The sequence below is a fragment of the Stenotrophomonas sp. GW821-FHT01H02A genome (assembly GCF_059422145.1).
In genome coordinates, this window is sequence record NZ_JBWKWI010000001.1 from 368,150 (window position 1) to 390,268 (window position 22,119).

General features: G+C 67.7%; 23 protein-coding genes. 8 read left to right on the forward strand and 15 right to left on the reverse strand.

All coding sequences use genetic code 11. The features are described 5' to 3' along the window. Window positions 1-18 precede the first annotated feature (18 nt). On the reverse strand, window positions 19-579 hold the full coding sequence (locus tag AC07WC_RS01665; RefSeq protein WP_495208512.1) for a nucleoside deaminase: 561 nt from the start codon (window positions 577-579) through the stop codon (window positions 19-21). A 196-nt stretch (window positions 580-775) separates the two neighbouring features. Continuing rightward, a complete protein-coding gene (locus tag AC07WC_RS01670; protein WP_495208513.1) occupies window positions 776-2,524 on the reverse strand; it encodes a glutamine--tRNA ligase/YqeY domain fusion protein in 1,749 nt (582 codons plus the stop codon). A gap of 144 nt (window positions 2,525-2,668) precedes the next feature. Here AC07WC_RS01670 and AC07WC_RS01675 point away from each other — a divergent pair, with 144 nt between their 5' ends. Beyond that, the gene (locus tag AC07WC_RS01675; RefSeq protein ID WP_495208514.1) at window positions 2,669-2,935 is read left to right on the forward strand and encodes a putative signal transducing protein; all 267 of its coding nucleotides are present in this window, start codon (window positions 2,669-2,671) and stop codon (window positions 2,933-2,935) included. Between the two features lie 30 nt (window positions 2,936-2,965). Next, window positions 2,966-3,619, forward strand: coding sequence for a peptide-methionine (S)-S-oxide reductase MsrA (msrA, locus tag AC07WC_RS01680; protein WP_495208762.1), 654 nt, complete (start codon window positions 2,966-2,968; stop codon window positions 3,617-3,619). A gap of 229 nt (window positions 3,620-3,848) precedes the next feature. On the opposite strand, the gene AC07WC_RS01685 is transcribed toward msrA, so the two are convergent. From AC07WC_RS01685 to ahpC, 5 genes are all read right to left on the reverse strand, one after another. Beyond that, a complete protein-coding gene (locus tag AC07WC_RS01685) occupies window positions 3,849-4,811 on the reverse strand; it encodes a transaldolase (protein ID WP_495208515.1) in 963 nt (320 codons plus the stop codon). A 53-nt stretch (window positions 4,812-4,864) separates the two neighbouring features. Continuing rightward, window positions 4,865-5,272, reverse strand: a complete 408-nt coding sequence (gene rnk, locus AC07WC_RS01690) for a nucleoside diphosphate kinase regulator (RefSeq protein WP_495208516.1) — start codon at window positions 5,270-5,272, stop codon at window positions 4,865-4,867. Between the two features lie 138 nt (window positions 5,273-5,410). Beyond that, complete coding sequence (gene oxyR / locus AC07WC_RS01695; RefSeq protein ID WP_495208517.1) at window positions 5,411-6,367, reverse strand: DNA-binding transcriptional regulator OxyR; 957 nt, start codon at window positions 6,365-6,367, stop codon at window positions 5,411-5,413. A gap of 91 nt (window positions 6,368-6,458) precedes the next feature. Beyond that, window positions 6,459-8,051 carry an alkyl hydroperoxide reductase subunit F gene (gene ahpF, locus AC07WC_RS01700; RefSeq protein ID WP_495208518.1) on the reverse strand — a complete coding sequence of 531 codons (1,593 nt, stop codon included), beginning with the start codon at window positions 8,049-8,051 and terminating at the stop codon, window positions 6,459-6,461. Between the two features lie 151 nt (window positions 8,052-8,202). Next, window positions 8,203-8,766: an alkyl hydroperoxide reductase subunit C gene (gene ahpC / locus AC07WC_RS01705; RefSeq protein WP_121044636.1), complete on the reverse strand. Its 564-nt coding sequence runs from the start codon at window positions 8,764-8,766 to the stop codon at window positions 8,203-8,205. Window positions 8,767-9,193: 427 nt separating this feature from the next. On the opposite strand from ahpC, the gene prmC reads away from it, so the two are divergent. From prmC to pip, 3 genes are read left to right on the forward strand one after another with little or no spacing between them, the layout of a single operon-like run. Continuing rightward, complete coding sequence (gene prmC, locus AC07WC_RS01710) at window positions 9,194-10,048, forward strand: peptide chain release factor N(5)-glutamine methyltransferase (RefSeq protein ID WP_495208763.1); 855 nt, start codon at window positions 9,194-9,196, stop codon at window positions 10,046-10,048. 54 nt (window positions 10,049-10,102) lie between these two features. Beyond that, entirely contained in the window at window positions 10,103-10,456 is a 354-nt protein-coding gene (locus tag AC07WC_RS01715) for a DUF5713 family protein (RefSeq protein WP_495208519.1), read from the forward strand. Between the two features lie 41 nt (window positions 10,457-10,497). Continuing rightward, window positions 10,498-11,442, forward strand: coding sequence for a prolyl aminopeptidase (gene pip / locus AC07WC_RS01720; protein WP_495208520.1), 945 nt, complete (start codon window positions 10,498-10,500; stop codon window positions 11,440-11,442). A gap of 73 nt (window positions 11,443-11,515) precedes the next feature. On the opposite strand, the gene AC07WC_RS01725 is transcribed toward pip, so the two are convergent. Then, window positions 11,516-12,403 (reverse strand): LysR family transcriptional regulator, encoded by an 888-nt coding sequence (locus AC07WC_RS01725; protein ID WP_495208521.1) that lies wholly within the window; start codon window positions 12,401-12,403, stop codon window positions 11,516-11,518. A 110-nt stretch (window positions 12,404-12,513) separates the two neighbouring features. On the opposite strand from AC07WC_RS01725, the gene AC07WC_RS01730 reads away from it, so the two are divergent. Continuing rightward, on the forward strand, window positions 12,514-13,959 hold the full coding sequence (locus AC07WC_RS01730; protein ID WP_495208522.1) for an MFS transporter: 1,446 nt from the start codon (window positions 12,514-12,516) through the stop codon (window positions 13,957-13,959). Between the two features lie 15 nt (window positions 13,960-13,974). Here AC07WC_RS01730 and AC07WC_RS01735 read toward each other — a convergent pair whose 3' ends face one another. The 4 genes from AC07WC_RS01735 to AC07WC_RS01750 are packed head-to-tail and all read right to left on the reverse strand — an operon-like array spanning window position 13,975 to window position 16,867. Continuing rightward, window positions 13,975-14,784 (reverse strand): N-formylglutamate amidohydrolase, encoded by an 810-nt coding sequence (locus tag AC07WC_RS01735; protein ID WP_495208523.1) that lies wholly within the window; start codon window positions 14,782-14,784, stop codon window positions 13,975-13,977. Further along, complete coding sequence (locus tag AC07WC_RS01740) at window positions 14,777-15,328, reverse strand: NUDIX hydrolase (protein ID WP_495208524.1); 552 nt, start codon at window positions 15,326-15,328, stop codon at window positions 14,777-14,779. Before AC07WC_RS01740 ends, AC07WC_RS01735 begins: the two co-directional genes overlap by 8 nt. Beyond that, complete coding sequence (locus AC07WC_RS01745; RefSeq protein WP_495208764.1) at window positions 15,325-16,263, reverse strand: 5'-3' exonuclease; 939 nt, start codon at window positions 16,261-16,263, stop codon at window positions 15,325-15,327. Before AC07WC_RS01745 ends, AC07WC_RS01740 begins: the two co-directional genes overlap by 4 nt. Window positions 16,264-16,291: 28 nt before the next feature. Further along, on the reverse strand, window positions 16,292-16,867 hold the full coding sequence (locus tag AC07WC_RS01750) for a nitroreductase family protein (protein ID WP_495208525.1): 576 nt from the start codon (window positions 16,865-16,867) through the stop codon (window positions 16,292-16,294). Window positions 16,868-17,198: 331 nt separating this feature from the next. Between AC07WC_RS01750 and pacR the strand changes: the two genes are divergently transcribed. Both pacR and AC07WC_RS01760 read left to right on the forward strand, forming a co-directional pair. Further along, window positions 17,199-19,520: a PacR family protein gene (gene pacR, locus AC07WC_RS01755; protein WP_495208526.1), complete on the forward strand. Its 2,322-nt coding sequence runs from the start codon at window positions 17,199-17,201 to the stop codon at window positions 19,518-19,520. 70 nt (window positions 19,521-19,590) lie between these two features. Next, on the forward strand, window positions 19,591-20,673 hold the full coding sequence (locus AC07WC_RS01760) for an NAD(P) transhydrogenase subunit alpha (RefSeq protein WP_495208527.1): 1,083 nt from the start codon (window positions 19,591-19,593) through the stop codon (window positions 20,671-20,673). A gap of 42 nt (window positions 20,674-20,715) precedes the next feature. Here the strand turns inward: AC07WC_RS01760 and AC07WC_RS01765 are convergent, their stop codons facing one another. Genes AC07WC_RS01765 through AC07WC_RS01775 form a run of 3 tightly spaced genes read right to left on the reverse strand, consistent with a single transcriptional unit; the run spans window position 20,716 to window position 22,039 of the window. Further along, window positions 20,716-21,132: a DUF3106 domain-containing protein gene (locus AC07WC_RS01765; protein ID WP_495208528.1), complete on the reverse strand. Its 417-nt coding sequence runs from the start codon at window positions 21,130-21,132 to the stop codon at window positions 20,716-20,718. Further along, window positions 21,132-21,443, reverse strand: a complete 312-nt coding sequence (locus AC07WC_RS01770) for a hypothetical protein (protein ID WP_495208765.1) — start codon at window positions 21,441-21,443, stop codon at window positions 21,132-21,134. Before AC07WC_RS01770 ends, AC07WC_RS01765 begins: the two co-directional genes overlap by 1 nt. A gap of 20 nt (window positions 21,444-21,463) precedes the next feature. Next, window positions 21,464-22,039, reverse strand: a complete 576-nt coding sequence (locus AC07WC_RS01775) for an RNA polymerase sigma factor (RefSeq protein WP_495208529.1) — start codon at window positions 22,037-22,039, stop codon at window positions 21,464-21,466. Window positions 22,040-22,119 lie beyond the last annotated feature (80 nt).

Sequence of the window (22,119 nt, forward strand, 5' to 3'; positions counted from 1 at the left end):
GCGCCCGAAGCGCGGATATCAGTAATGGGCACCGTTGAACTCTCCGTACTGGCGCAGCACCGCGCGCGCGGCGTCGCGCTCGATGTCGCGCACGACCTCGATGCCACGCTTGTTGAGTTCGCCGATCCAGTCCGCCGGCAGCGGACCTTCGTCGAACGGGGTCAGTTCTTCCACGTCCTGTGCGCTGGCACCGATCAGCAGCCGATCAATCCCGGCCCAGATGGTGGCGCCGTAGCACTGGCAGCACGGCTGCGAGGAGGTCGCCAGGGTGATCGGCGACAGCACATCGTTCAGGCGCGGGGTCTGCAGGCGTTGCTGGGCCAGCATGTAGGCCATGTTTTCGGCATGTGCCAGCGAGGTCGTATGCGGCACCACGCGGTTCACGCCGGCGGCGATCACGCGATGGTCCGGCCCAAACACCACGGCGCCGAACGGGCCACCGCTCTGCGCCTCGACATTCAGGCGCGACAGTTCGATCGCCAGCGCGACCTTGTCGGCATCGTCGGGATAGACACGGCCCAGATCGATCTGGTCGTGGATCCAGGCGGGCAGGGTGAGATGGACTTGCGCGTACAGCATCGGGACATGGACCTCTTCGAAGATGGAGCAGCGGCAGTGTATCGGGCCGCGCGTAGGGATGCCGTGCCCGCGCTGAACGCGGCCACGCGCACGCTGGCGCAGGGCGCGCCGGCTGCAGGGAAAGGCAGCACGGGCCCTGGCCGACAGGGCCGTGCGGAGATGGTGCGGGCCGGTGCCAGGCACCGGCCGGGGCCGCTTACGCCGACCAGGTATCGCGCAGGGTCACGCTGCGGTTGAACACCGGCTTGGCCGTGGTGTGGTCGCGGCGGTCGGCAACGAAGTAGCCGGTACGTTCGAACTGGAACGACTGTTCCGGCGCAGCGCTGGCCGCGGCCGGCTCGACATAGCCGGTGACGGTGCGGCGGGAATCCGGATTGAGAAAGTCGCGGTAGGTCTTGCCTTCGGATTCGTCGTCCGGGTTCGGCACCGAGAACAGACGGTCGTACAGGCGGATCTCGGCCGGTACCGCATGCACGGCACTGACCCAATGGATGGTGCCCTTGACCTTGCGGTTGGCGCCTTCCATGCCCGGGCGCGATTCCGGATCCAGCCAGCCGCGCAGTTCGGTGATGGTGCCCTCGGCATCCTTGATCACGTCGTCGCAGCGGATGATGCCGGCCCCGCGCAGGCGCACTTCGCCACCTGGGACCAGGCGCTTCCAGCCCTTGGGCGGGACCTCGGCGAAATCCTCGCGCTCGATCCACAGTTCACGGGCGAACGGCACCTCGCGGGTACCGAACGCCTCGTCCTTGGGATGGTTGGAGAAGGTCAGCGTCTCTTCGTGGCCGTCCGGCAGATTGGTCAGCACCAGCTTGACCGGATCGACCACCGCCATGCGGCGTGCGGCGGCGCTGTCGAGGTCTTCGCGCAGCGCACCTTCAAGCACGCTGAAATCGATCAGCGAATTCTGCTTGCTGATGCCCACGCGTTCGGCGAACAGGCGCATCGCGGCCGGGGTGTAACCGCGGCGACGCAGGCCCTGCAGGGTCGGCATGCGCGGGTCTTCCCAGCCATCCACCAGCTGCTCGGTGACCAGTGCCATCAGCTTGCGCTTGCTCATCACCGTGTAATTGATGTTCAGCCGCGAGAACTCGATCTGGCGCGGCTTGGCGGCTTCACGCGGCAGGCCGCGATCGACCAGCGGCTGGGTCAGCGCGTCGTTGTGGGCGAAATCGACGTTGTCCACGCACCAGTCGTACAACGGGCGGTGGTCTTCGAACTCCAGCGTGCACAGCGAGTGGGTGATGCCCTCGATGGAATCGCCCAGTGCATGCGCGAAGTCGTACATCGGATAGATCGGCCACGCATTGCCGGTGTTCTGGTGCTCGACGTGCTTGATCCGGTACAGGGCCGGGTCGCGCAGGTTGATGTTGCCGCTGGCCATGTCGATCCTGGCGCGCACGGTGCGCGCGCCATCCGGGAACTCACCCGCACGCATGCGGCGGAACAGATCCAGGTTTTCTTCGACACTGCGGTCGCGGAACGGCGACGGACGGCCCGGCTCGGTCAGGGTGCCGCGGTAGGCACGCACTTCCTCGGCCGACAGGTCGCACACGTAGGCCTTGCCATCGGCGATCAGCTTCTGCGCGGCCAGGTAATAGGCATCGAAATAGTCCGATGCATGGCGCAGCTCGTTCCACTCAAAGCCCAGCCAGCGCACGTCATCCTGGATCGCGGCCACGTACTCCGGATCTTCCTTGGCCGGGTTGGTGTCGTCGAAGCGCAGGTTGCACACGCCGTTGAACTCGCCGGCGATGCCGAAATTCAGGCAGATCGACTTGGCATGGCCGATGTGCAGGTAGCCGTTCGGCTCGGGCGGGAAGCGCGTCTTGATCGCGGCATGCTTGCCGGCGGCCAGGTCCTCGCGGACGATCTGACGGATGAAATCCCGTTTTTCCTGGGTTTCCGGAAGGGCGTCGGTGGGGGCGGCGGTAGACTCGGACATGATGCGCGGTCGCAGTTAAAAGGCAGAAAGACCAACAGTTTAGCCTGTCGCAGCGCGACAGGCTAAACGGGTAGGTGCCGACCGTGGGTCGGCACGCCTTCAGCCCCCGGCGTATGCTGGGCCCATGCCCTCCGGAGCCGCCCCATGCACGTGATCTACCAGGCCGACAACCTGTTCGACGCCCATCTGGTCAAACACGCCCTGGAGGACGCCGGCATCCCCGCCTTCGTCTTCGGCGAATCCCTGCTGGGCGGCATGGGGGAGCTCCCGCTGTTCGGCGTCCTGCGCGTCTGCGTGCCCGACCTGGCCCGGCCCGAGGCCGAGCACATCGTTGCCGGACTGGACTTGGGCACGGCCCCGGACGACCCCATATTCGACGGTGACGAAAGCGCCGGCCTGTTGCCGGCCTAGGAGAACGCCATGTTGGGTATTGGAAACGGCCTGTTGGGCATCGGTGCCTTCAAGCAGCGCCTGCCGCGCCCGGAGGAAGCGTTGCCGGGCCGCGAGCACCCGCTGCCGCTGCAGCACAACCAGCATTACGTCAACAGCCACCCGCTGAAAGACAGCTTCACCGGCCTGGCGCGGATCCGCTTCGCCATGGGCTGCTTCTGGGGCGCCGAGCGCAAATTCTGGACCATCCCGGGCGTCTACACGACCTCGGTCGGCTACGCCGGCGGCGTCACCCCGAACCCCACCTACGAAGAGGTCTGCTCCGGCCTGACCGGGCATACGGAAATCGTGGAGGTCGTCTACGACCCCGCCATCGTCCCGCTGGAGCGCCTCCTGCAGGTGTTCTGGGAAAGCCACGACCCGACCCAGGGCATGCGCCAGGGCAACGACACCGGCACCCAGTACCGCTCCGCGATCCACGCCACCACCCAGGAACAGCTCGACGCCGCCCTGGCCAGCCGCGACGCCTACCAGCAGCGCCTCAACGACAGCGGCTACGGCCCGATCACCACCGACATCGCCTTCCCCGCGCCGGAGTACTACTACGCCGAGGACTACCACCAGCAGTACCTCGCCAAGAACCCCAACGGCTACTGCGGCATCGGCGGCACCGGCGTCAGCTGCCCCATCGGCGTGGACGCCTGATGCGCCAGGGCCGAGCAACGCTCGGCTCTACCAAGTCCAACGGACGGCAAAGGGTTCGATGCTCTACTGCTCTCCCCAACGCACCCGCCGTGTGTCGACGGCGCGTCCAGCAAACGCGCCCACACCGCGCCAACCCCGACGAAAGTGAGCGGTTGCCGTCGCCGTAAGCGCCAACAACAAAAGGCCCCGCAGAACGGGGCCTTTTGCATGGCAACCCAACCGCCAGCGCTTACAGCCGCTCGCGGATCGTCTGCCGCAACGCCTCCAGATCCTTGGCGAACGCATCGATGCCGCCCGCCAGCTTCTCGGTCGCCATCGGGTCGGCCGCCAGATCCGTCGCAAAGCGCGCCGCATCGATCGGCGTCACCTGCACCGACTCCACCGCACCGGCCACCAGCCTGCGCGGCAGCTCCCCGTGATCGGCGTCCAGCTTCTCGAGCAGATCCGGCGAAATCGTCAGGCGATCACAGCCTGCCAGCGCCTCGATCTGCGCCGTCGAACGGAACGACGCCCCCATCACCACCGTCGGCGAACCGCGGCGCTTGAACTCCGCGTACACCCCGCGCACGAACACCACGCCCGGGTCTTCATCGATGGTCGCCGGTGCCTGCCCGTTGGCCACGTACCAATCCAGGATGCGGCCCACGAACGGCGAAATCAGGAACGCCCCGGCCTCGCTGCACGCCAGCGCCTGGGTCGGATTGAAGATCAGCGTCAGGTTGCAGTCGATTCCCTCGGCCTGCAGCTGTCGCGCCGCCTCCACGCCTGCCCAGGTCGCCGCGATCTTGATCAGCACCTTGCTGCGCGGTACGCCGGCCGCCTCGTACATGGCGATGAACTGGCGCGCCTTGGCTACCGTCGCCGCGGTGTCGTGCGCCTGGTCGGCATCAACCTCGGTCGAGACCCGGCCCGGCACCAGCGTGCTGAGCAGGGTGCCCACGCCTACGGTCAGGCGATCAGCGACCGCGTGCACGACCGCCTCGCGTTCGCCACCCTGTTCACGGCCCCAGGCCAGTGCGCTCTCGATCAGATCGGCGTACACCGGCAGGTCCAGCGCTTTCTTCACCAGGGTGGGATTGGTCGTGCAGTCGACCGGCTTCAAGCGCTTGATCGCCTCGTAATCGCCGGTATCGGCAACCACCACGGACAGATCGCGCAGCTGGGAGAGTTTGGACAGCGAAACGGTGCTCATTGCTACTCCTGGGACGAAACGGTGGAACCTGCGCGACGACGCAGCAGGCGGGGTCAGGCGTGAGGCTGGTGATGGACGGCGGTCACGCGCAGGCGCAGCTTGCGCCCGCCCGGTGCCACCCAATCCATGGTCTGGCCGATCGACAGGCCCAGCAGGGCGGTGCCCACCGGGGCCAGGATCGATACCTTGCCCTGTTCAACATCGGCCTCGCGCGGATAGACCAGTGTCAGAACGTGCTTCTCGTTCTGCAGCTCATCTTCGCACTCCACGCGCGAATGCATCATGACGGTGCCCTCGGGCACCTCGTCCGGCGCCACAACGGTCGCCCGGTTGAGTTCTTCGGCCAGGGCGAGCCCGGCGGGGGTCTGGCTGACAGCGGGAGACTCGAGCATGGCATCCAGGCGGTCCATGTCGTGGCTTGAAACGATGATCGAGGGGGGCAGTCCGCTGGAAGTGGACATGGTGTAGCTCCTTGCGTTTGTGGAAGACCCATGCAAAAAGGCGGCGCCTGCTGGCACCGCCTCGTCCTATTGTGCTGACAATCGTAGTCGGATGCGACCCGTCCGGCGGATCCGCGCCGCCGGCCGGTTCAGGCAGGCTCAGCCTGCGCGTGGCAGCGGCGTGGCGGCGACGCCCGGGACATCGGTCGACTCCAGCGCGAACAGGCCCTGCGGCAGCCGCTTGAACTGCTCGGCCAGTTGTTCGAGGAATCCGGTCATTGCCGAACTGCGGCGCCAGGCCATCGCGATGCGACGGCTGGGACGGTCATCGCCGCTGAAATCCAGCAGGCGGATGTTGTCCGAGCGCGGTACCGGCGGCTTGACCGAGAGCGTGGGCAGCAGGGTGATGCCCACATCGGCGGCGACCATCTGCCGCAGCGTCTCCAGGCTGGTCGCACGGAACTCCGATTTCTCGTTGGCGCCGAACAACCGGCATACCGCCAGCGCCTGGTCGCGCAGGCAGTGCCCATCCTCGAGCAGCAGCAGCTTCTGCGAGGACAGCTCCTGCACATCCAGATGCTGGCGGCGTGCCAGCGGATGCTGCTGGGAGACCGCCAGCAGGAAGGGTTCTTCGAACAGGAACTCGGCGTGCAGCTGGTCATCGTCCAGCGGCAGGGCCAGCAGGGCGGCATCCAGTTTGCCCTCGCGCAGCCGGGTCAGCAGTTCGTCGCTCTTTTCCTCGACCAGCAGCAGTTCCAGCTGCGGGAAGCGCTCGCGGATGTTGGGGATCACGTGCGGCAGCAGGTACGGGCCCAGCGTCGGGAAGATGCCGAGCCGGACGGTGCCGGCCTCGGGATCGCGACTGCGCCGTGCGGCTTCCTTCATCTGCTCCACTTCGGCCACGATGGTCCGCGCGCGCGCGGCGGCTTCCACCCCGGCCGGGGTGAGCATGACCTTGCGGGGCGCGCGCTCCACCAACGGCAGGCCCAGTTCGTCCTCGAGTTTGCGGATCTGGGTGGACAGGGTGGGTTGGCTGACGAAGCAGGCGGCCGCCGCCTTGCCGAAATGGCGATGGTCGGCCAGCGCCACCAGGTATTTCAAATCACGTAGGTTCATTTCCTTGGACCTCTCATGGCAATGGACCGGGTGATGGCGTGGCTTACCCAGCAGAAAGACAAGGTTCCCGGCGAGCCGGGAACCGGACGTTTCAGGCAGCTTCGGCGACAGCGCCACTGCTCTTGGGAACGGAGGTGCGGATCAGGTGATCAAAGGCGCTCAGTGCCGCAGTGGAACCGGCGCCCATCGCGATGACAATCTGCTTGTACGGAACGGTCGTGCAATCGCCTGCGGCGAAGACACCCGGCACGCTGGTCTGGCCGCGGTCGTCGATCAGGATCTCGCCACGCGGTGACAGGGCCACCGTGTCCTTCAACCATTCGGTATTCGGCAGAAGACCGATCTGCACGAAGATGCCTTCCAGTTCCACCCGGTGCGAATCGCCACCGACGCGGTCCTGGTAGACCAGGCCCGTCACCTTCTGGCCATCGCCCAGCACTTCCTGGGTGAGGGCGCTGGTGATGATGGTGACGTTGCCCAGGCTGCGCAGCTTCTTCTGCAGCACTTCATCGGCCCGCAGTTTGTCATCAAATTCCAGAAGGGTCACATGCGTCACAAGACCCGCCAGATCGATCGCCGCTTCCACGCCGGAGTTGCCGCCGCCGATCACCGCGACCCGCTTGCCCTTGAACAGCGGCCCGTCGCAATGCGGGCAGTACGCCACGCCCTTGTTGCGGTACTGATCTTCACCGGGCACGTTCATCTGGCGCCAGCGGGCACCGGTGGAGAGGATCACCGAGCGCGACTTCAGTGAGGCGCCATTCTCAAGTTTGATCTCGACCAGCCCGTCATCGCCGGCCGGGACCAGCGCGGTGGCGCGCTGCAGATTCATGATGTCCACCTCGTACTCGCGCACATGCTGTTCCAGCGCGGCGGCGAGCTTCGGGCCTTCGGTTTCCTTGACGGAGATGAAGTTCTCGATCGCCATGGTATCCAGCACCTGGCCACCGAAGCGTTCGGCGGCCACGCCGGTGCGGATGCCCTTGCGCGCGGCATAGATCGCCGCGGCCGCGCCGGCCGGACCGCCGCCCACCACCAGCACGTCGAACGGTGCCTTGGTGCTCAGCTTCTCGGCGTCGCGCTTGGCCGCGCCGGTGTCGAGCTTGGCCACGATCTGCTCCAGCGTCATGCGCCCCTGGTCGAACACCTCGCCGTTGAGGTACACGGTCGGCACGGACATGATCTGGCGCGCTTCGACCTCGGCCGGGAACAGCCCGCCATCGATCGCCACGTGCTGGATGCGCGGGTTCAACACGGCGGCCAGGTTCAGTGCCTGGACCACGTCCGGGCAGTTCTGGCAGGACAGCGAGAAGTAGGTTTCGAAGCGGTACTCGCCCTCGAGATTGCGCACCTGCTCGATCAGCTCGGCGGTGGCCTTGGACGGGTGACCCCCCACCTGCAGCAGGGCCAGCACCAGCGAGGTGAACTCGTGGCCCATCGGCAGCCCCGCGAAGACCAGGTGGATGTCCTGGCCCGGCGTGGTCAGCGCGAAGGAGGGCGTGCGCTCGCTGCTGTCGCGACGCACGTCCAGGCTGATCTGCGTCGACAACGTGGTCAGCGTGTTCAGCAGCTCGAGCATCTCCTGCGACTTGGCGCCGTCATCCACGTGCGCCGTGATCTGGATCGGACGGGTGACACGTTCCAGATAGGTCTTCAGCTGGGACTGGAGGTTGGCATCCAACATCGTAAAACTCCTTGATTCAGGCAAGGGAACAGCGTCGACGAACCCCGTGGGTGCATCTGCGCGACATGGGGGTGAACCGAAACCGGCGCGCGGGGCACCGGCTTGGGTTCACCCCCATCCCCGGCGGGCGGGGATGGGGATGGGAAACGGCTTAGATCTTGCCGACCAGGTCCAGCGACGGGGTCAGGGTCTTTTCGCCTTCCTTCCACTTGGCCGGGCACACCTGGTTCGGGTTGGCGGCAGTGAACTGGGCAGCCTTCAGCTTGCGCAGGGTCTCGGACACGTCACGGGCGATCTCGTTGGAGTGGATCTCCAGGGTCTTGATCACGCCTTCCGGATTGATGATGAAGGTGCCGCGCAGGGCCAGGCCTTCTTCCGGGATGTGCACGCCGAAGGCGTTGGTCAGCTGGTGGGTCGGATCGCCGACCAGCGGGAACTGCGCCTTGCCGACGGCCGGCGAGGTTTCGTGCCACACCTTGTGCGAGAAGTGGGTGTCGGTGGTGACGATGTAGACCTCGGCGCCGGCCTTCTGGAACTCGGCGTAATGGTCGGCGGCGTCTTCAATCTCGGTCGGGCAGTTGAAGGTGAACGCGGCCGGCATGAAGATCAGCACGGACCAGTGACCCTTCAGGGTGCTGTCGGAGACTTTGATGAACTCGCCGTTCTGGTAAGCATTGGCTTCGAACGGCTGGATCTGGGTGTTGATGAGCGACATCGTGGTTCCTCTTGGTGAAGGGGGTGGGTGAAGCGACCAACACAGGTTAGCGGCTCCGTTCCAATAAGGACAATCCATTGATTACATCTATGCGATAGTCAAAAACTATCAAAGCGGCATGATCCTCTGATGAATGATCCGGGTTCGATCCGTCAGAACCGTTGCAGCGCAATGACCAGCGCCGCGAACTGGCCATCATCGCGATAGTTGCTGCATATCCGGCGCGGCCGGAACCTGAACGATCACCGGCGTGACTGCGGGGAGGACCCGGGATGCCAGCCGCAACTTCGATAGTGGTTACAAATTCATATAGGAATGGCCATGCATGGATTCAATCGTCGTGGTGGTCGCGGACGGCCGTGAGGCGCGCGCCGGCCCGCAGGGGCCGGTGCACTACACTGCGCGCCCCGACGTTGCCCGCCCCGCCATGACCGCCGCCCCGCCAGACGTCCGCCAGCTGCTTGCCGATGCCGCCACCCGCCTGCCGGGTGTGGAAGGCCGGCATGAAGCCGAATTGCTATTGCTGCATGTGCTGGAGCGTGAACGCAGCTGGCTGTTCGCGCATGCCACCGATCCGGTCGAGCCGGCGCAGGTGGCGGCGTTCGAGGCGCTGCTCGCCAAACGCCTGGCCGGTGAGCCGGTGGCCTACCTGCTGGGCCGCCGTGGCTTCTGGACCCTGGATCTGGAGGTCAGCCCGGCCACCCTGATCCCGCGCCCGGAGACCGAGCTGCTGGTCGAGCTGGCGCTGGCACGCCTGCCGGCCGGCACCGCGCTGGCCGTAGCCGACCTCGGCGCCGGCAGTGGCGCGGTCGCACTGGCGCTGGCCAGCGAACGGCCGCAGGCGCAGGTGATCGCCACCGATCTCAGCGCCGCCGCGCTGGACGTGGCGCGGCGCAATGCGGCGCGCAACGGCCTGGCGCGCGTGCGGTTCGTGCAGGGCGCGTGGTTTGAACCGTTGCAGGGCGAACGCTTCGATCTGATTGCGAGCAACCCGCCGTATATCGCCAGCAACGACCCGCACCTGCAGCAGGGCGACCTGCGCCACGAGCCGGCCGCGGCGCTGGCCTCGGGCATCGACGGCCTGGACGACATCCGCCACATCGTCGCCGCTGCCGGCGCGCACCTGCTGCCCGGTGGCTGGCTGCTGATCGAACATGGCTGGGACCAGGGCGCGGCAATCCGCGCGCTGTTCGAACACGCCGGCTTTGCGCAGGTGCACACCGAGCGCGACCTGGAACAGCGCGACCGGGTGACACGCGGCTGTCTGCCGGGTATGCGCTGACGCTGCCTGGAACATCGCACGGGTAGAATGGCGTTCCACTTGAAAGGAAGCGCCATGACCACTGCCAGCCCCTCTGTTACCCACGCTGAGCTGCAGTCCCACGAATTCCTCGCCGACATGGTCGAGGACGCGTACTTCCCGCCGGCGCTGGTGGCCCAGGGCCAGCAGATCCTGCTGCGCCTGTGCGAACGCATCGAACGCGAACGCCCGGCCGCCGCCGCCGCGCTGATGGCGCTCACCCATGCCGCCACGCTGGAATTCAACGTGCTGGGCGAAGCGTTCGAAGCACAGGACAGCGAGCTGGAAACCGCTGCCCGCGAGAACATCGGCGCCGATTTCGAGCTGATCGCGCGCAGCTACGGATTCGATGTGGATGTTGATGATCTGACCAGCCCGCGCACGTGGTGAACCCGCTCGTCCGCGCCTGTGCCCAACAACGGAGTTCTGTCATGCGTACGCTGTATCCCGCCATCACCCCCTACGACGTCGGCACCCTGAAGGTCGATGACCGCCATACGCTGTATTTCGAGCAGTGCGGCAACCCCGACGGCAAGCCGGTGGTGATGCTGCACGGTGGCCCGGGCGGCGGCTGCAGCGACAAAATGCGCCAGTTCCACGACCCGGCCAAGTACCGGATCATCCTGTTCGACCAGCGCGGTGCCGGCCGTTCCACGCCGCATGCGGACCTGGTCGACAACACCACCTGGGACCTGGTCGCTGATATCGAGACGCTGCGCGAGCACCTCAAGGTGGATCGCTGGCAGGTGTTCGGCGGCAGCTGGGGCTCGACCCTGGCGCTGGCCTATGCGCAGACCCACCCGCAGCGCGTGACCGAACTGGTCCTGCGCGGCATCTTCATGCTGCGCCGCTGGGAGCTGGAGTGGTTCTACCAGGAAGGCGCCAACCGCCTGTTTCCGGATGCGTGGGAGCACTACCTCAAGCCGATCCCGGCGGTGGAGCGCCACGACCTGATCTCGGCCTTCCACCGCCGCCTGACCAGCGACGATGAAGCCACCCGCCTGGCCGCGGCCAAGGCGTGGAGCGTGTGGGAAGGCGCGACCAGCTTCCTGCACGTGGACGACGACTTCGTGAACAGCCACGAAGATCCGCAGTTCGCGCTGGCGTTCGCCCGCATCGAGAACCACTACTTCGTCAACGGCGGCTTCTTCGAGGTGGAAGAACAGCTGCTGCGCGACGCGCACCGCATCGCCGACATTCCGGGCGTGATCGTGCACGGCCGCTACGACGTGGTCTGTCCGCTGCAGAACGCCTGGGAACTGCACAAGGCGTGGCCGAAATCGACGCTGGAGATCAGTCCGGCCTCGGGGCACTCCGCGTTCGAGGCGGAGAATGTCGACGCGCTGGTGCGTGCGACGGATCGCTTCGCGGGCTGATGGCGGTGTGCCGACCCACGGTCGGCACCTACGGGGGGGCGGTAGATCACGACCGTGGGTCGTGATCGGCCGGTCACCAGTTCCCCGCCAGCAACGCCTGCGCCAACACCTGCAGCTTCGGTGAAGCCTGCCGCGAGGGCGGGTACACCAGCGACAGCACCCGGCTGCGGCCTTCGAAGGGCTGCAGCACCCGCTGCAGCCGCCTGTCGGCCAGCGCATCGGCGACCGCGAAATCCATCACCTGCACGATGCCGATCCCGGCCAGCGCGCCTTCCACCAACGGGTCGCCGCTGTCGAACACCATCCGCGCCGGTGGCGTGAAGTCGCGCAGCTGGCCCTCGGCCTCGCGGAACTGCCAATCCACCAGCCGCCCGCTGCGCAGATTGCGCACCGCCAGGCAGGCGTGATCGTGCAGCGCATCCACCGAGGCCGGCTCCCCGTGCTGCGCGATGTAGGCCGGCGAGGCGACCGTGACCCAGTTCAACGGCCGCAGGGGGCGCGCCACCATGCGCACGTCGCTGATCGGTCCGGTGCGCAGCGCGGCATCGAAGCCTTCTTCGACCAGATCGACCAGCCGGTCATTGAGCACCAGCTCGAACTGCAGCTGCGGGTGGCTCGCCATCAACTGCCCGGCCAGCGGTACCAGCACCTTGCGCCCGAACATCGACGGCGCGGTCAGCTTCAACACGCCCGAGGGCGTGGAGGGGCGATCGCCCAGCCGGCGCTCGGCATCCTCCAGCCCACACAGAAGCGGCGCGCAGTGCTCGACGAACTGGCGGCCATCCGGAGTCAGGCTGACGTTGCGGGTGTTGCGGTGGAGCAGGCGCACACCCAGCGCGCTCTCCAGCCGGCTGATCGCCCGTGACAGTCCGGATTGGCTGATCCCCAGCTGGCCAGCGGCGACGGTGAAGCTGCGCGCGTCGGCCACCTGCACCAGCATGCGCACGGCGTTGAGGTCCATGGATTCCTCCGATTCATGCGGATATGCATGACAGATATCGAAGTATCCGGGTTTATTTCTACAGCGTCATCAATGAGACTGCCCACCTTCTTACGCAGTACCGAGTCGGCATGACCTCCCCCCTGTCTCCCGCTGGCACGCCGGCGCTGGCGTTTCCGCGCCTGGCCCTGGCCTTGCTGGCCACCGCCCAGCTGATCATCGCGCTGGATTCCACGATCATCTTCGTCGCCCTGCACGAGATGGGCGCGCAGCTGCGCATCAATGCCCAGCAGCTGCAGTGGATCGTCAGCGGCTACACGGTGGCCTTCGGCGGCTGCCTGCTGCTTGGCGGCCGTGCGGCCGATCTGCTCGGTCGCCGTCGCGTCTATCGGCTCGGCATGGCGCTGTTCGCGCTGGCCTCGCTGGTCGGTGGTTTCAGCAACAGTGCGTGGCTGCTGATCGCAGCCCGCGCGGTGCAGGGCGTCGGCGCGGCACTGTTGTTCCCGGCGACGCTGGCGCTGATCAACACGATCTACGCCGAAGGCGCGCCGCGCAATCGCGCGCTGGCGATCTGGTCGATGGCCAGCGCCGGCGGCCTGGCCTTGGGCACGCTGCTCGGCGGTGTGCTGACCCAGAGCTTCGGGTGGGCGTCGGTGTTGCTGGTGATCGTGCCGTTCGCGGGCGGCTGCGCGCTGCTGGGCGGTTGGTGGCTGCCGCGCGATCCCGCGCCAGTGGCGGGCCGCTCGTTCGATCTGGCCGGCTGCGTGACGGTGACCCTCGGCGGCAGCCTGCTGGTGACCACCCTGGTGCAGGGCCCGGAGTGGGGCTGGCTGGCGCCACGCACGCTGGTCTGTCTGGTCGTGTCGGCGGTGATGCTGGCCGCGTTCGTGCAGATCGAACGCCGCAGCCGTGACCCGCTGATGCAGTTCTCGCTGCTGCGCCTGCGCAGCCTGCGCGCGGCGATGCTGCTGACGATGCTGTTCATGAGCAGCTACGGCGTGCAGTATTACTTCCTGGCGCTGTACTACCAGGACGGCTACGGCTGGAGCGCGCTGCAGGCCGGCCTCGCATTTCTGCCGCCGACCCTGGTCTGCACCTTCGGCATCCGCATCGCCGAGCGCATGCTCGCGCAGCGTTCGCCGCGCCAGGTGCTGACGGTGGGCATGCTGGCCGGTGCGATCGGCATCGCCGCGGTCGCGGTCGCGCTCCCGTATGGCGCGACCTATTGGGCACTGCTGCCGGGCATCGTGGTGCTCAGCCTCGGCCAGGGCATCACCTGGACCTCGATGTGGATCGTGGCCGGGCAGGGCGTGCCGGCCGCGCAGCAGGGCGTGGCCTCGGGCATGGCCGCCACGGCGCAGCAGATCGGCGGCGCGCTGGGCCTGGCGCTGCTGGTGATGCTGGCCAATGCCGGGCGGGGCAGCGCCGGCGCGGGCAGTGAAGCGGCGCTGCAGGGCATGATCCACGCGCAGTACGGTGCGGCGTTGTTCGCGCTGCTGGGTGTGGGCGTGGCGCTGTGGCTGCGGCCGCAGCAGGACCGTGCGGTGCCCGCGCCGGTGTGCGCGGGCGAAGGATGAATCGACGGCCGGGCCTTACCCCGGCGGCAATGCGTCCAGCTGCGGCTGCAGGGCGGTGAAGATCCGCGCCAGGCGCTGCGCCCAGGCCTGTTGCCCAGCCGCATCGGCAATCAGGTCCTGGCGGATCTCCAGCTCCACGTGCACCAGCCCGCGGCCTTCGCCATGCACCGGCACAGCGTAGTCGCTGGTGCTGCTGACGGCGTAGGGCTGGTTGTCGCCCACCACCAGGTCGCCTTCCTCGCGCAGCGCCTGCAGCAGACGATGCGCGAACCGCGTGTCGCGGTGGTACAGCACGCCGGCATGCCAAGGCCGCGCAGCATCATTCATCACCGGGGTGAAGCTGTGCATCATCACCAGTACCGTGGGCCGGGCCTGCGCTTGGCGGGTCTCCAGCTCGGCATCGATGCGCGCATGGTAGGGCGCATGGATCGCGTCGATGCGCTGCTGACGCTGCAGCGCTGACAGGCGCTGGTTGCCGGGAACGACGGTAAGGTCACTGACCGCCGGCATCAGCGTGGGTGACGCCAACGGCCGGTTGCAGTCGATCACCAGCCGCGAATACGTCTGCGTGATCGCCCACGCATCGAGCAGGCGCGCCAGCGCCACGGTGACCCCGGCAATGCCGATGTCCCAACCGATGTGACGGTCCAGTTCATGCTGCGGCAGGCCGAGGCCGGCCAACGCCGTCGGCACCTGCTGGCCGGCGTGGTCGGCGATCAGCACGAACGACGAGCGGCCCTGCGCCTGGTGCACGGTGAACGGCGCCGGATCGGCCGGCCCCAGCAGTGCTGCACTGGCGTGCGGATGGGTGAACGCATCAGCCACGCGGGGTACCGTCCAGATGGTGTTCGATCATCCACAGCCCGGCCCACAGCTTGGCGTCCAGCTGGTAGCCCTGGCCCATCTTCTTGACCAGCCAGGCCGCGGCGCGGGCACGCGGAATCTCATGCACGGTGATGTCTTCGCTGGCATCGCCACCGCCCTCACCGATCCTGCGCAGGCCGCTGGCGCGCACGAACGCGATTTTCTCGCTGCTGGCGCCGGAGGAGGTCGGGCCGATCATCAGGACTTCGGCATGCGCGGCCGTCCAGCCGGTTTCTTCTTCCAGCTCGCGTACTGCCGAGACCTCGATCGATTCACCGGCATCGATGTCACCGACCAGGCCGGCCGGCATCTCGATGGTCTTGGCCTGCAGTGGCACGCGGAACTGTTCGACGAACAGCACGGTGTCGGCCGGGGTCACTGCGATGATGATCGCGGCCAGGCCGCCGGCGTGGGTGCGCTCGCTGTACTCCCACGTGCCGCGCACGACCATGCGCTGGTACTTGCCTTCAAAAACGACCTTGGGGGCTTGCGTATCGGGGCTCATGCGAACTCGCTGGCAACGGAAGAGGAATCGGACAGGCCGGCGGCGGCGAACAGGCGGCGCCGGGTCAACGGGCCGAACCGGAGTGCATCGCACAGGCCCTGCAGCATCTGCGCATCGGCCACGCCGCGGCTGAAATCGGCGGCGGCTCCGTCCAGCGGCGCATCCAGCGCGATGGTGGTCAGCTGGCGCCACAGCAGCGCATGCTCGCGCTGTTCGCGCAGGCGCACGGCCATCTGCGCCGCACCGCGCAGGCGCAGGAACGGCACTTCATCCAGACGTTCGTACAGCACGTCCAGGCTGCCGAAATGGGCCAGCAGCACGGCGGCGGATTTGGCGCCGACGCCGGTGACACCGGGGATGTTGTCGACCGCATCGCCGCACAGCGCGAGGTAGTCGGCGATCTGGTGCGCATGCACGCCGTGGCGGGCCTTGACCCCGGCCATGCCCCAGCGCTGGTTGCGCGCGTAGTCCCACTGTTCGTCATGCTCGAACAGCAGTTGCGAAAGATCCTTGTCGGCGGAGATGATCACCCCGCGCATCCCGGCGTCACGGCGTGCGTGCAGGGCGCTGCCGATCAGGTCATCGGCCTCGTACTCGTGGTGGGCCAGCACCGCCAGGCCGAGCGCGGTGCACAGCGCCTTGCAGTGCGCGAACTGACGGCGCAGCGCGTCGGGCGCGGGATCTCGGTTGGCCTTGTAGGCAGCGTAGATCCGATGGCGGAAACAGCTGTCCAACGCTTCATCGAACGCGATCGCGATGTTGGCCGGGCGCTCGCGTTCGAGCAGGTCGAGCAGGAAACGCGCGAAGCCGTGCACGGCATTGGTTGGCCAGCCCTGCTGGTCCTGGAATTCGTCGGGCATCGAGTGCCACGCACGGAACACGTACAGGCTGGCATCGACCAGGTACAACGGCGCACGCGGCGGCGGCGGGGCCATGCCCGGGCCGGCGGGAAGGGCGGACACCTCAGCCCTCCCAGTCCTGCAGCAGCGCGGCCGGGTCCGGACGCTCGCGCTCGGGCACCGCGGTCTTCGGGGTACCGATATGGATGAAGCCGGCGATCTGTTCGCCCTCGGCCAGGCCCAGGTGGGCATGCACGGCCGGGTCGAACGCCATCCAGGCGGTCAGCCACTGCGCGCCGAACCCCAGCGCCTGGGCGGCCTGCAGCAGCGCGAAGCAGACGCAGCCGGCCGTCATCAGCTGCTCCGCCTCGGGCACCTTGGGACTCGGGCGCGGGCTGGCGATGACGGTGATGATCAGCGGGGCGTGGGAAAAGCGATGGCGGTCCTTGTCCAGTTGGGCCGGCGAGACCTGGGGCTCGCGCTGGACGGCGCGCTCGGCCAGGAACGCGCCCAGACTGTGACGTGCATCGCCGGCGATCCGCAGGAAGCGGTAAGGCACCAGCTTGCCGTGGTCTGGCACGCGCACGGCCGAGGCCAGCATCCGCAGCAGCGTGGCCGGGTCGGGGCCGGGCTCACCGAGTTGCTTGGCGGGGACCGAACGACGGGCGTCCAGGGCATGCAGGGCGGGGGGGACGGACATGGGTTCTCAATCAGACTTAACGATGCCCCGATTATAGTCGCGACCGTTTGTGACACGGCCTTGGGCGATCTCGGTGCAATTTGCGACAAAACGTGATGAACATCACCTAATCAGCGGACTTCCTTCACGTGGCTGTACTCGCTTCCACGGCCTGCTGCGCTTACGATACAAAGCCTGCCGGGTCACCGGTAACGAGGTCTAACGTGTCGACTGTTTCACTGTCTCTGATCGGTCGGCCGGCCTACCATCCGGACGTGGGCGCATGGGGTGCGCCGGCGTTCGTTGTATCCATGCTGTACTCAGTGCCTGCGAGGGTGGGGAGCCTTTTCGCATGATCGCCACGCCCAATGTAGGGGGGCATCCGGGCCGTGACCCGGCGTTGTTGAAGATGGCCCGTGAGGCCGTGCTGCCGGGGCTGGTCGAGTCGTTCTCGACGGTGCTGGCGCGCTTTGACGATGTGCTGTTCGACCGTGCCGGTACCGCCGGCGCGTCGCAGTTGCTGTTCCTGGATGGCATGCGCGAGCTGCGCCGCCGCCGGGACGACATCGTGGCCGGCTTCGGCGCCCATCTTGGCCAGGCCTGGGAGGCGCTGGAGCGGGGTCAACCGCTGTCGGCCGAGGCCACCCTGGCCGGGCAGATCGAAGACGGCCTGAGCCTGGTACCCGAACACGTGCTGGAATCCCGGCTGGCGGTGCGCAACTTCGCCACCGTGCTGCTGCGCGACTTCAAACCGGTGCTGTCGCGGCTGGATCGCCGGCTGGGCGTGATCGCCGGCGGGCTGGAGCTGCAGGCCGATACCAACCCGATCAGTCCCGAGCACCTGGGCGTTGCCATCCATGAGGCCTTCGCCGACTGTGAACTGGCCCCGGAAGTGCGTCTGGTGCTGATCAAGCTGTGCGAGCGCGACCTGCAGCAGCCGATCGGCAAGCGCTACGAGTACCTGGATGAGCAACTGGCCGCTGCGGGCGTGATGCCGCAGATGGCAGCGCGCCGACCGCCGCCGCGCGCACCGTCCCCACCGCCACGCGATGACCGCGACGCGTTCGATGGGTTCGAGGCCGAGGCCGGCATGGGATCGGCGGGCGAAGAAGGCCAGGCACCGGCCTGGGCGCGCCGTTTCGCCGACCGCTGGGCCGAGAGCCGTGGCCGCCTCCAGGGCGGACCGCATGCAGCACATGAAGGCCCGGGCGAGGGCGGTGACAGCCTCGGCGGCAACCAGGGCATGCTGCTCGATGCCCTGCATGAACTGCTGCAGCAGACCCGTCATGTACGCGAGGACGCCACCTCGGCGGCCAGCGTCGCGGTGGGCCAGCAGCGTCCCTTGAGCCAGCGCGAGATGATGTCGGTGCTGTCGCTGCTGCAGGCCACGCCGAGTGCGACCCTGCGCGCGGCGATCGGCGAAGACGGTGAGTCGCTGGCGCAGCGCCTGAAGAGTGAAGTGCTGTCCGGTGCGACCCGGCTCGGGGTCGATCCCGCCCAGGCGCGTCTGGACCCGCAGGACGAGGACGCGATCGATCTGGTCGGCATGCTGTTCGATGTGATGCTCGACGAGCGCGATCTGGAAGGCCGCTCGCGCGAGCTGATCGGCCGGCTGGTGGTGCCCTTCGTCAAGGTCGCCATGCTCGATCGCCGCATGTTCGTGCAGAAGACCCACCCGGCGCGCAAACTGCTCAACTCGCTGGCCGAAGCCTGCGAAGGCAACACCGGCGAAAGCCAGGCCGAGCGCGTGCTGATGGGCAAGGTCGAAGAAATCATCGAGCGGCTGGTCGCCGAGTTCAACGAGAACCTGGCGATCTTCCTGACCCTGGAAGAGGAATTCCGCGAGTTCCTGACCCAGCACCGGCGTCGCATCGAGATCGCCGAGCGCAGGGCCGCCGAGACCCAGCGCGGCCAGGAAAAACTCGAAATGGCGCGCCAGCGCGCCAGCACCGAACTGGATCGCCGCATTGGCGATGCCACCTTGCCCCAGGCGATCGGCGAGTTCCTGCGCCAGCCCTGGCAGCACCACCTGACCCTGACCGTGCTGCGCGAAGGCGAAGACGGGACCTCGGTCGGCGAGGCGCTGGGCCTGGCCGACGGCATGTTGGATGAAGTGGCCGAGGCGCGTCGGCATATCGTCGGCAAGCCGTGGCTGCAGGCCTGGCACCCGGCGCTGCGCAAGGTGTTTGCCAGCGTGGGCGTGCATGCCGACGCCGCGACCAGTGCCATCGATGCACTGCACGACACCCTGCAGGGCATCGCCGAATCGCGTCCTGAGCTCGAGCGCGCGCTGCCCGAACTGCCGCAGGTCGCATTGCCTGCCCTTCCGGCGCAGGAGTCGGCCGCGGTGGAACTGGGCAGCAAGGTGGATGTCAGCGATTTCGACAATGCCGATGCCGACCGCTTCCGCGGCCTGGAAATCGGCAGTTGGCTGGATTTCGTCGACAAGGACGGCAAGGTCCAGGCCGGCAAGCTGTCCTGGGTGAGCCCGATTTCCCAGCGCCTGCTGTTCGTCAACCGGCGCGGCGTGCGCTTCTGTGTCGCCTCGCCGGAAGAACTGGCGGTGATGGTGCGCCTGGGCCGCCTGTGTGCGCATATCGACGATGGTGCCTTCGACAGTGCCATGCAGGGCGTGATCGATCGCCTGGATACCAAGAACGCCACCGTGCATTGATCCCGGGGCCACCTTGGCCGGACGATCAGGTTACGATCAGCCCACAATCCGCTGATCGTCGGGGACAGGCATGGCTGTCGAGGTGTGGGTGGTAAAGGAGCACGCGCCGGGGGAACGGCGCGTGGCGATGACGCCGGAAACGGCGCGCAAGCTGATCGCGCTCGGCGCGGCCGTGTCATTCGAACCCGGCGCCGGATTGGCTGCCGGTTTCCCCGACGCGCTGTACCAGGCGGTGGGCGCGCAGCCTGCTGATGACACCCGCCTGGCCCAGGCCGACATCGTGCTGTGCGTGCAGCCGCCCGCGAATGCCCGCCTTGCCGGGTTGAAATCCGGCGCCAGCCTGGTCGGCATGCTGCATCCGCAGGCGGATCCCGAGCGGGCCGGTCTCATTCAGTCACGCGGCCTGCAGGCGTTCCCGCTGGAGCGCTTGCCGCGGACCACGCGTGCGCAGTCGATGGACGTGCTCAGTTCACAGGCCGGCATGGCCGGCTACAAGGCGACCCTGATCGCGGCGCAGCGCGCACCGCGCTTCTTCCCGATGCTGACCACCGCCGCCGGCACGATCCGCCCGTCGAAGGTACTGGTGGTCGGCGCCGGCGTGGCCGGCCTGCAGGCCATCGCGACCGCCCGCCGTCTCGGCGCACAGGTGGAGGGCTTCGATGTGCGTCCGGAAACCCGCGAGCAGATCGAATCGCTGGGCGGCAAATTCCTGGATCTGGGCGTGAGCGCGGTGGGCGAAGGCGGGTACGCGCGGCCGCTGACCGATGAGGAGCGCGCCGAGCAGCAGCGCCGCCTCGGCGAGCATCTGCGCACGGTGGACGTGGTGATCTGTACGGCTGCCGTGCCCGGCCGTCCCGCGCCGAAAATCGTCAGCACGGCGATGGCGCGGGGCATGAAACCGGGCAGCGTGATCGTCGATCTGGCCGCGGAAACCGGCGGCAACTGCGAGGCGACCCAGCCGGGTGAGGTGGTGGATCTGGACGGTGTCCTCGTCGATGGACCGCTCAACCTGGCCAGCCAGGGCGCGGTGCATGCCAGCGAGATGTATGCCCGCAACGTCTACAACTTCGTCGCCCTGTTCCTGAAAGACGGCGCGGTCACCTTCGACTGGGACGACGAACTGCTCGCCAAAACCCGTTGGGTCGCCGCCTGAAAAAACGGGGACGGAGGTAGTTAATAACTACCCCCGTCCCCGTTATTTGGCTGCGGGTACCGGGTTGGCCTTGAGCCACGCCTTGCGTTCGTCCGGCGTCATCCGGGCCCAGCGGTCGCGCAGGTCCTGGCGCTGTTCGGGGCTCATGCTGCGCATCTGGCCGAACAGCGCCCGCGCCTGCTCGCGCTGCTCCGGCGTCATGTTCTCGAAGCGGTGGCGGCCGCGGTGCGCCTGCGCGCGCTGTTCCGGGGTCATGGTCAGCCAGCGCTGGCCGTGCTGAAGCATCCGCTCGCGCTGCGCGGCTGGCGCATCGTTCCAACGATCACGGACGGGCGCGATCAACGCCTCGCGCTGCTGCGGGCTGAGTTTGTCCCAGTCCGGCAGCGGGGCGGTCTGCGCCCAGCCGGTCGCACTCAGCGTCAGCAACACCAGCCCCAGGGACAGTCGCAGTTTCATCATCACTCCATTGCCAGGTCGGTACCGCCCAGCCACAAATACAGGTCGGGATTCTCGTCGAGGACATCGCTGCCGTCATCGGTGGCGCTCGCCATCACCGGTGCCGGCGGGGCGTTCGATTCGCCGAGGAGGAAACTGTAGCCCAAGGCGAGCGCGACCACCGCCGAACAGGCGGTCGCCATCCACCAGGACGGTGCATGCCGCTTGGCCGGCGAGGCCGCATGGCGCGCACTGCGCAGCCGCGCCAACGTCGTCGGCGAGAGCGTATCCAGCGCCTGCGCATGCAGCTGCCGCAGGGCGGCATCGTCAGGCATCGAAGAGGACGGGGGGCGGTTCACAGGGCGATCTCCAGAGACTGCTGCAGCGCTTGGCGGGCGCGCGAAAGATGGGTTTTGACCGCGCCTTCGCTGCAGCCCATGGCCTTGGCCGTGGTGGCGCCGTCCAGGTCCTGCAGTACGCGCAGGGTGAAGGCCTCGCGCTGGCGCGCGGGCAGCGCCCGCAGCGCCTGCACAAGCTGCGCGTACTGATCGCGCTGCTCATGGGCCTGGGCCGGGCCGGGTGCGTTGTCGGCCCAGTCGATGTCGTGGTCGCCGCCGGCCTCGTCGCTGCTGCGCCAGAACTTCAGGCGGAAGCCGCGGCGGCGCTGCAGGTCGACCACGCGGCGGCGCAGGATGCTCCAGAACAACGGTGCCCACTCGGCCGCGGGTTTGTCGCGGTAACCGAGCATCTTCAACATGCTGTCCTGCACCGCATCCAGTGCGTCGTCGCGCTGGCGCAGGCCGGCCTCGGCGAAGCGGAACGCGCGCGGGCCGATCCCGGCCAGGAACGCGTCCAGCGACACCGGCAGCGCCACCTCGGGCGTGGCAGGCAGGTCGGCATCCGTCGACGGTAGGGGAGAGCTCACCAGCACAGGGTAGCGTTCCGGCAGGGGGATGCCGTGAGAACGCCCCAGGGCAGGTGTGGTTGACCGGCCTGCCCGATTGGTTCAGC

What these genes read in the sequence shown, in the direction of transcription:
- AC07WC_RS01665 (WP_495208512.1), bottom strand. Translation starts at nt 579, where the DNA reads ATGCTGTACGCGCAAGTCCATCTCACCCTGCCCGCCTGGATCCACGAC.
- AC07WC_RS01670 (WP_495208513.1), bottom strand. Translation starts at nt 2,524, where the DNA reads ATGTCCGAGTCTACCGCCGCCCCCACCGACGCCCTTCCGGAAACCCAG.
- AC07WC_RS01675 (WP_495208514.1), top strand. Translation starts at nt 2,669, where the DNA reads ATGCACGTGATCTACCAGGCCGACAACCTGTTCGACGCCCATCTGGTC.
- AC07WC_RS01685 (WP_495208515.1), bottom strand. Translation starts at nt 4,811, where the DNA reads ATGAGCACCGTTTCGCTGTCCAAACTCTCCCAGCTGCGCGATCTGTCC.
- rnk (WP_495208516.1), bottom strand. Translation starts at nt 5,272, where the DNA reads ATGTCCACTTCCAGCGGACTGCCCCCCTCGATCATCGTTTCAAGCCAC.
- oxyR (WP_495208517.1), bottom strand. Translation starts at nt 6,367, where the DNA reads ATGAACCTACGTGATTTGAAATACCTGGTGGCGCTGGCCGACCATCGC.
- ahpF (WP_495208518.1), bottom strand. Translation starts at nt 8,051, where the DNA reads ATGTTGGATGCCAACCTCCAGTCCCAGCTGAAGACCTATCTGGAACGT.
- ahpC (WP_121044636.1), bottom strand. Translation starts at nt 8,766, where the DNA reads ATGTCGCTCATCAACACCCAGATCCAGCCGTTCGAAGCCAATGCTTAC.
- prmC (WP_495208763.1), top strand. Translation starts at nt 9,194, where the DNA reads ATGACCGCCGCCCCGCCAGACGTCCGCCAGCTGCTTGCCGATGCCGCC.
- AC07WC_RS01715 (WP_495208519.1), top strand. Translation starts at nt 10,103, where the DNA reads ATGACCACTGCCAGCCCCTCTGTTACCCACGCTGAGCTGCAGTCCCAC.
- pip (WP_495208520.1), top strand. Translation starts at nt 10,498, where the DNA reads ATGCGTACGCTGTATCCCGCCATCACCCCCTACGACGTCGGCACCCTG.
- AC07WC_RS01725 (WP_495208521.1), bottom strand. Translation starts at nt 12,403, where the DNA reads ATGGACCTCAACGCCGTGCGCATGCTGGTGCAGGTGGCCGACGCGCGC.
- AC07WC_RS01730 (WP_495208522.1), top strand. Translation starts at nt 12,514, where the DNA reads ATGACCTCCCCCCTGTCTCCCGCTGGCACGCCGGCGCTGGCGTTTCCG.
- AC07WC_RS01740 (WP_495208524.1), bottom strand. Translation starts at nt 15,328, where the DNA reads ATGAGCCCCGATACGCAAGCCCCCAAGGTCGTTTTTGAAGGCAAGTAC.
- AC07WC_RS01745 (WP_495208764.1), bottom strand. Translation starts at nt 16,263, where the DNA reads ATGGCCCCGCCGCCGCCGCGTGCGCCGTTGTACCTGGTCGATGCCAGC.
- AC07WC_RS01750 (WP_495208525.1), bottom strand. Translation starts at nt 16,867, where the DNA reads ATGTCCGTCCCCCCCGCCCTGCATGCCCTGGACGCCCGTCGTTCGGTC.
- pacR (WP_495208526.1), top strand. Translation starts at nt 17,199, where the DNA reads ATGATCGCCACGCCCAATGTAGGGGGGCATCCGGGCCGTGACCCGGCG.
- AC07WC_RS01760 (WP_495208527.1), top strand. Translation starts at nt 19,591, where the DNA reads ATGGCTGTCGAGGTGTGGGTGGTAAAGGAGCACGCGCCGGGGGAACGG.
- AC07WC_RS01765 (WP_495208528.1), bottom strand. Translation starts at nt 21,132, where the DNA reads ATGATGAAACTGCGACTGTCCCTGGGGCTGGTGTTGCTGACGCTGAGT.
- AC07WC_RS01770 (WP_495208765.1), bottom strand. Translation starts at nt 21,443, where the DNA reads ATGCCTGACGATGCCGCCCTGCGGCAGCTGCATGCGCAGGCGCTGGAT.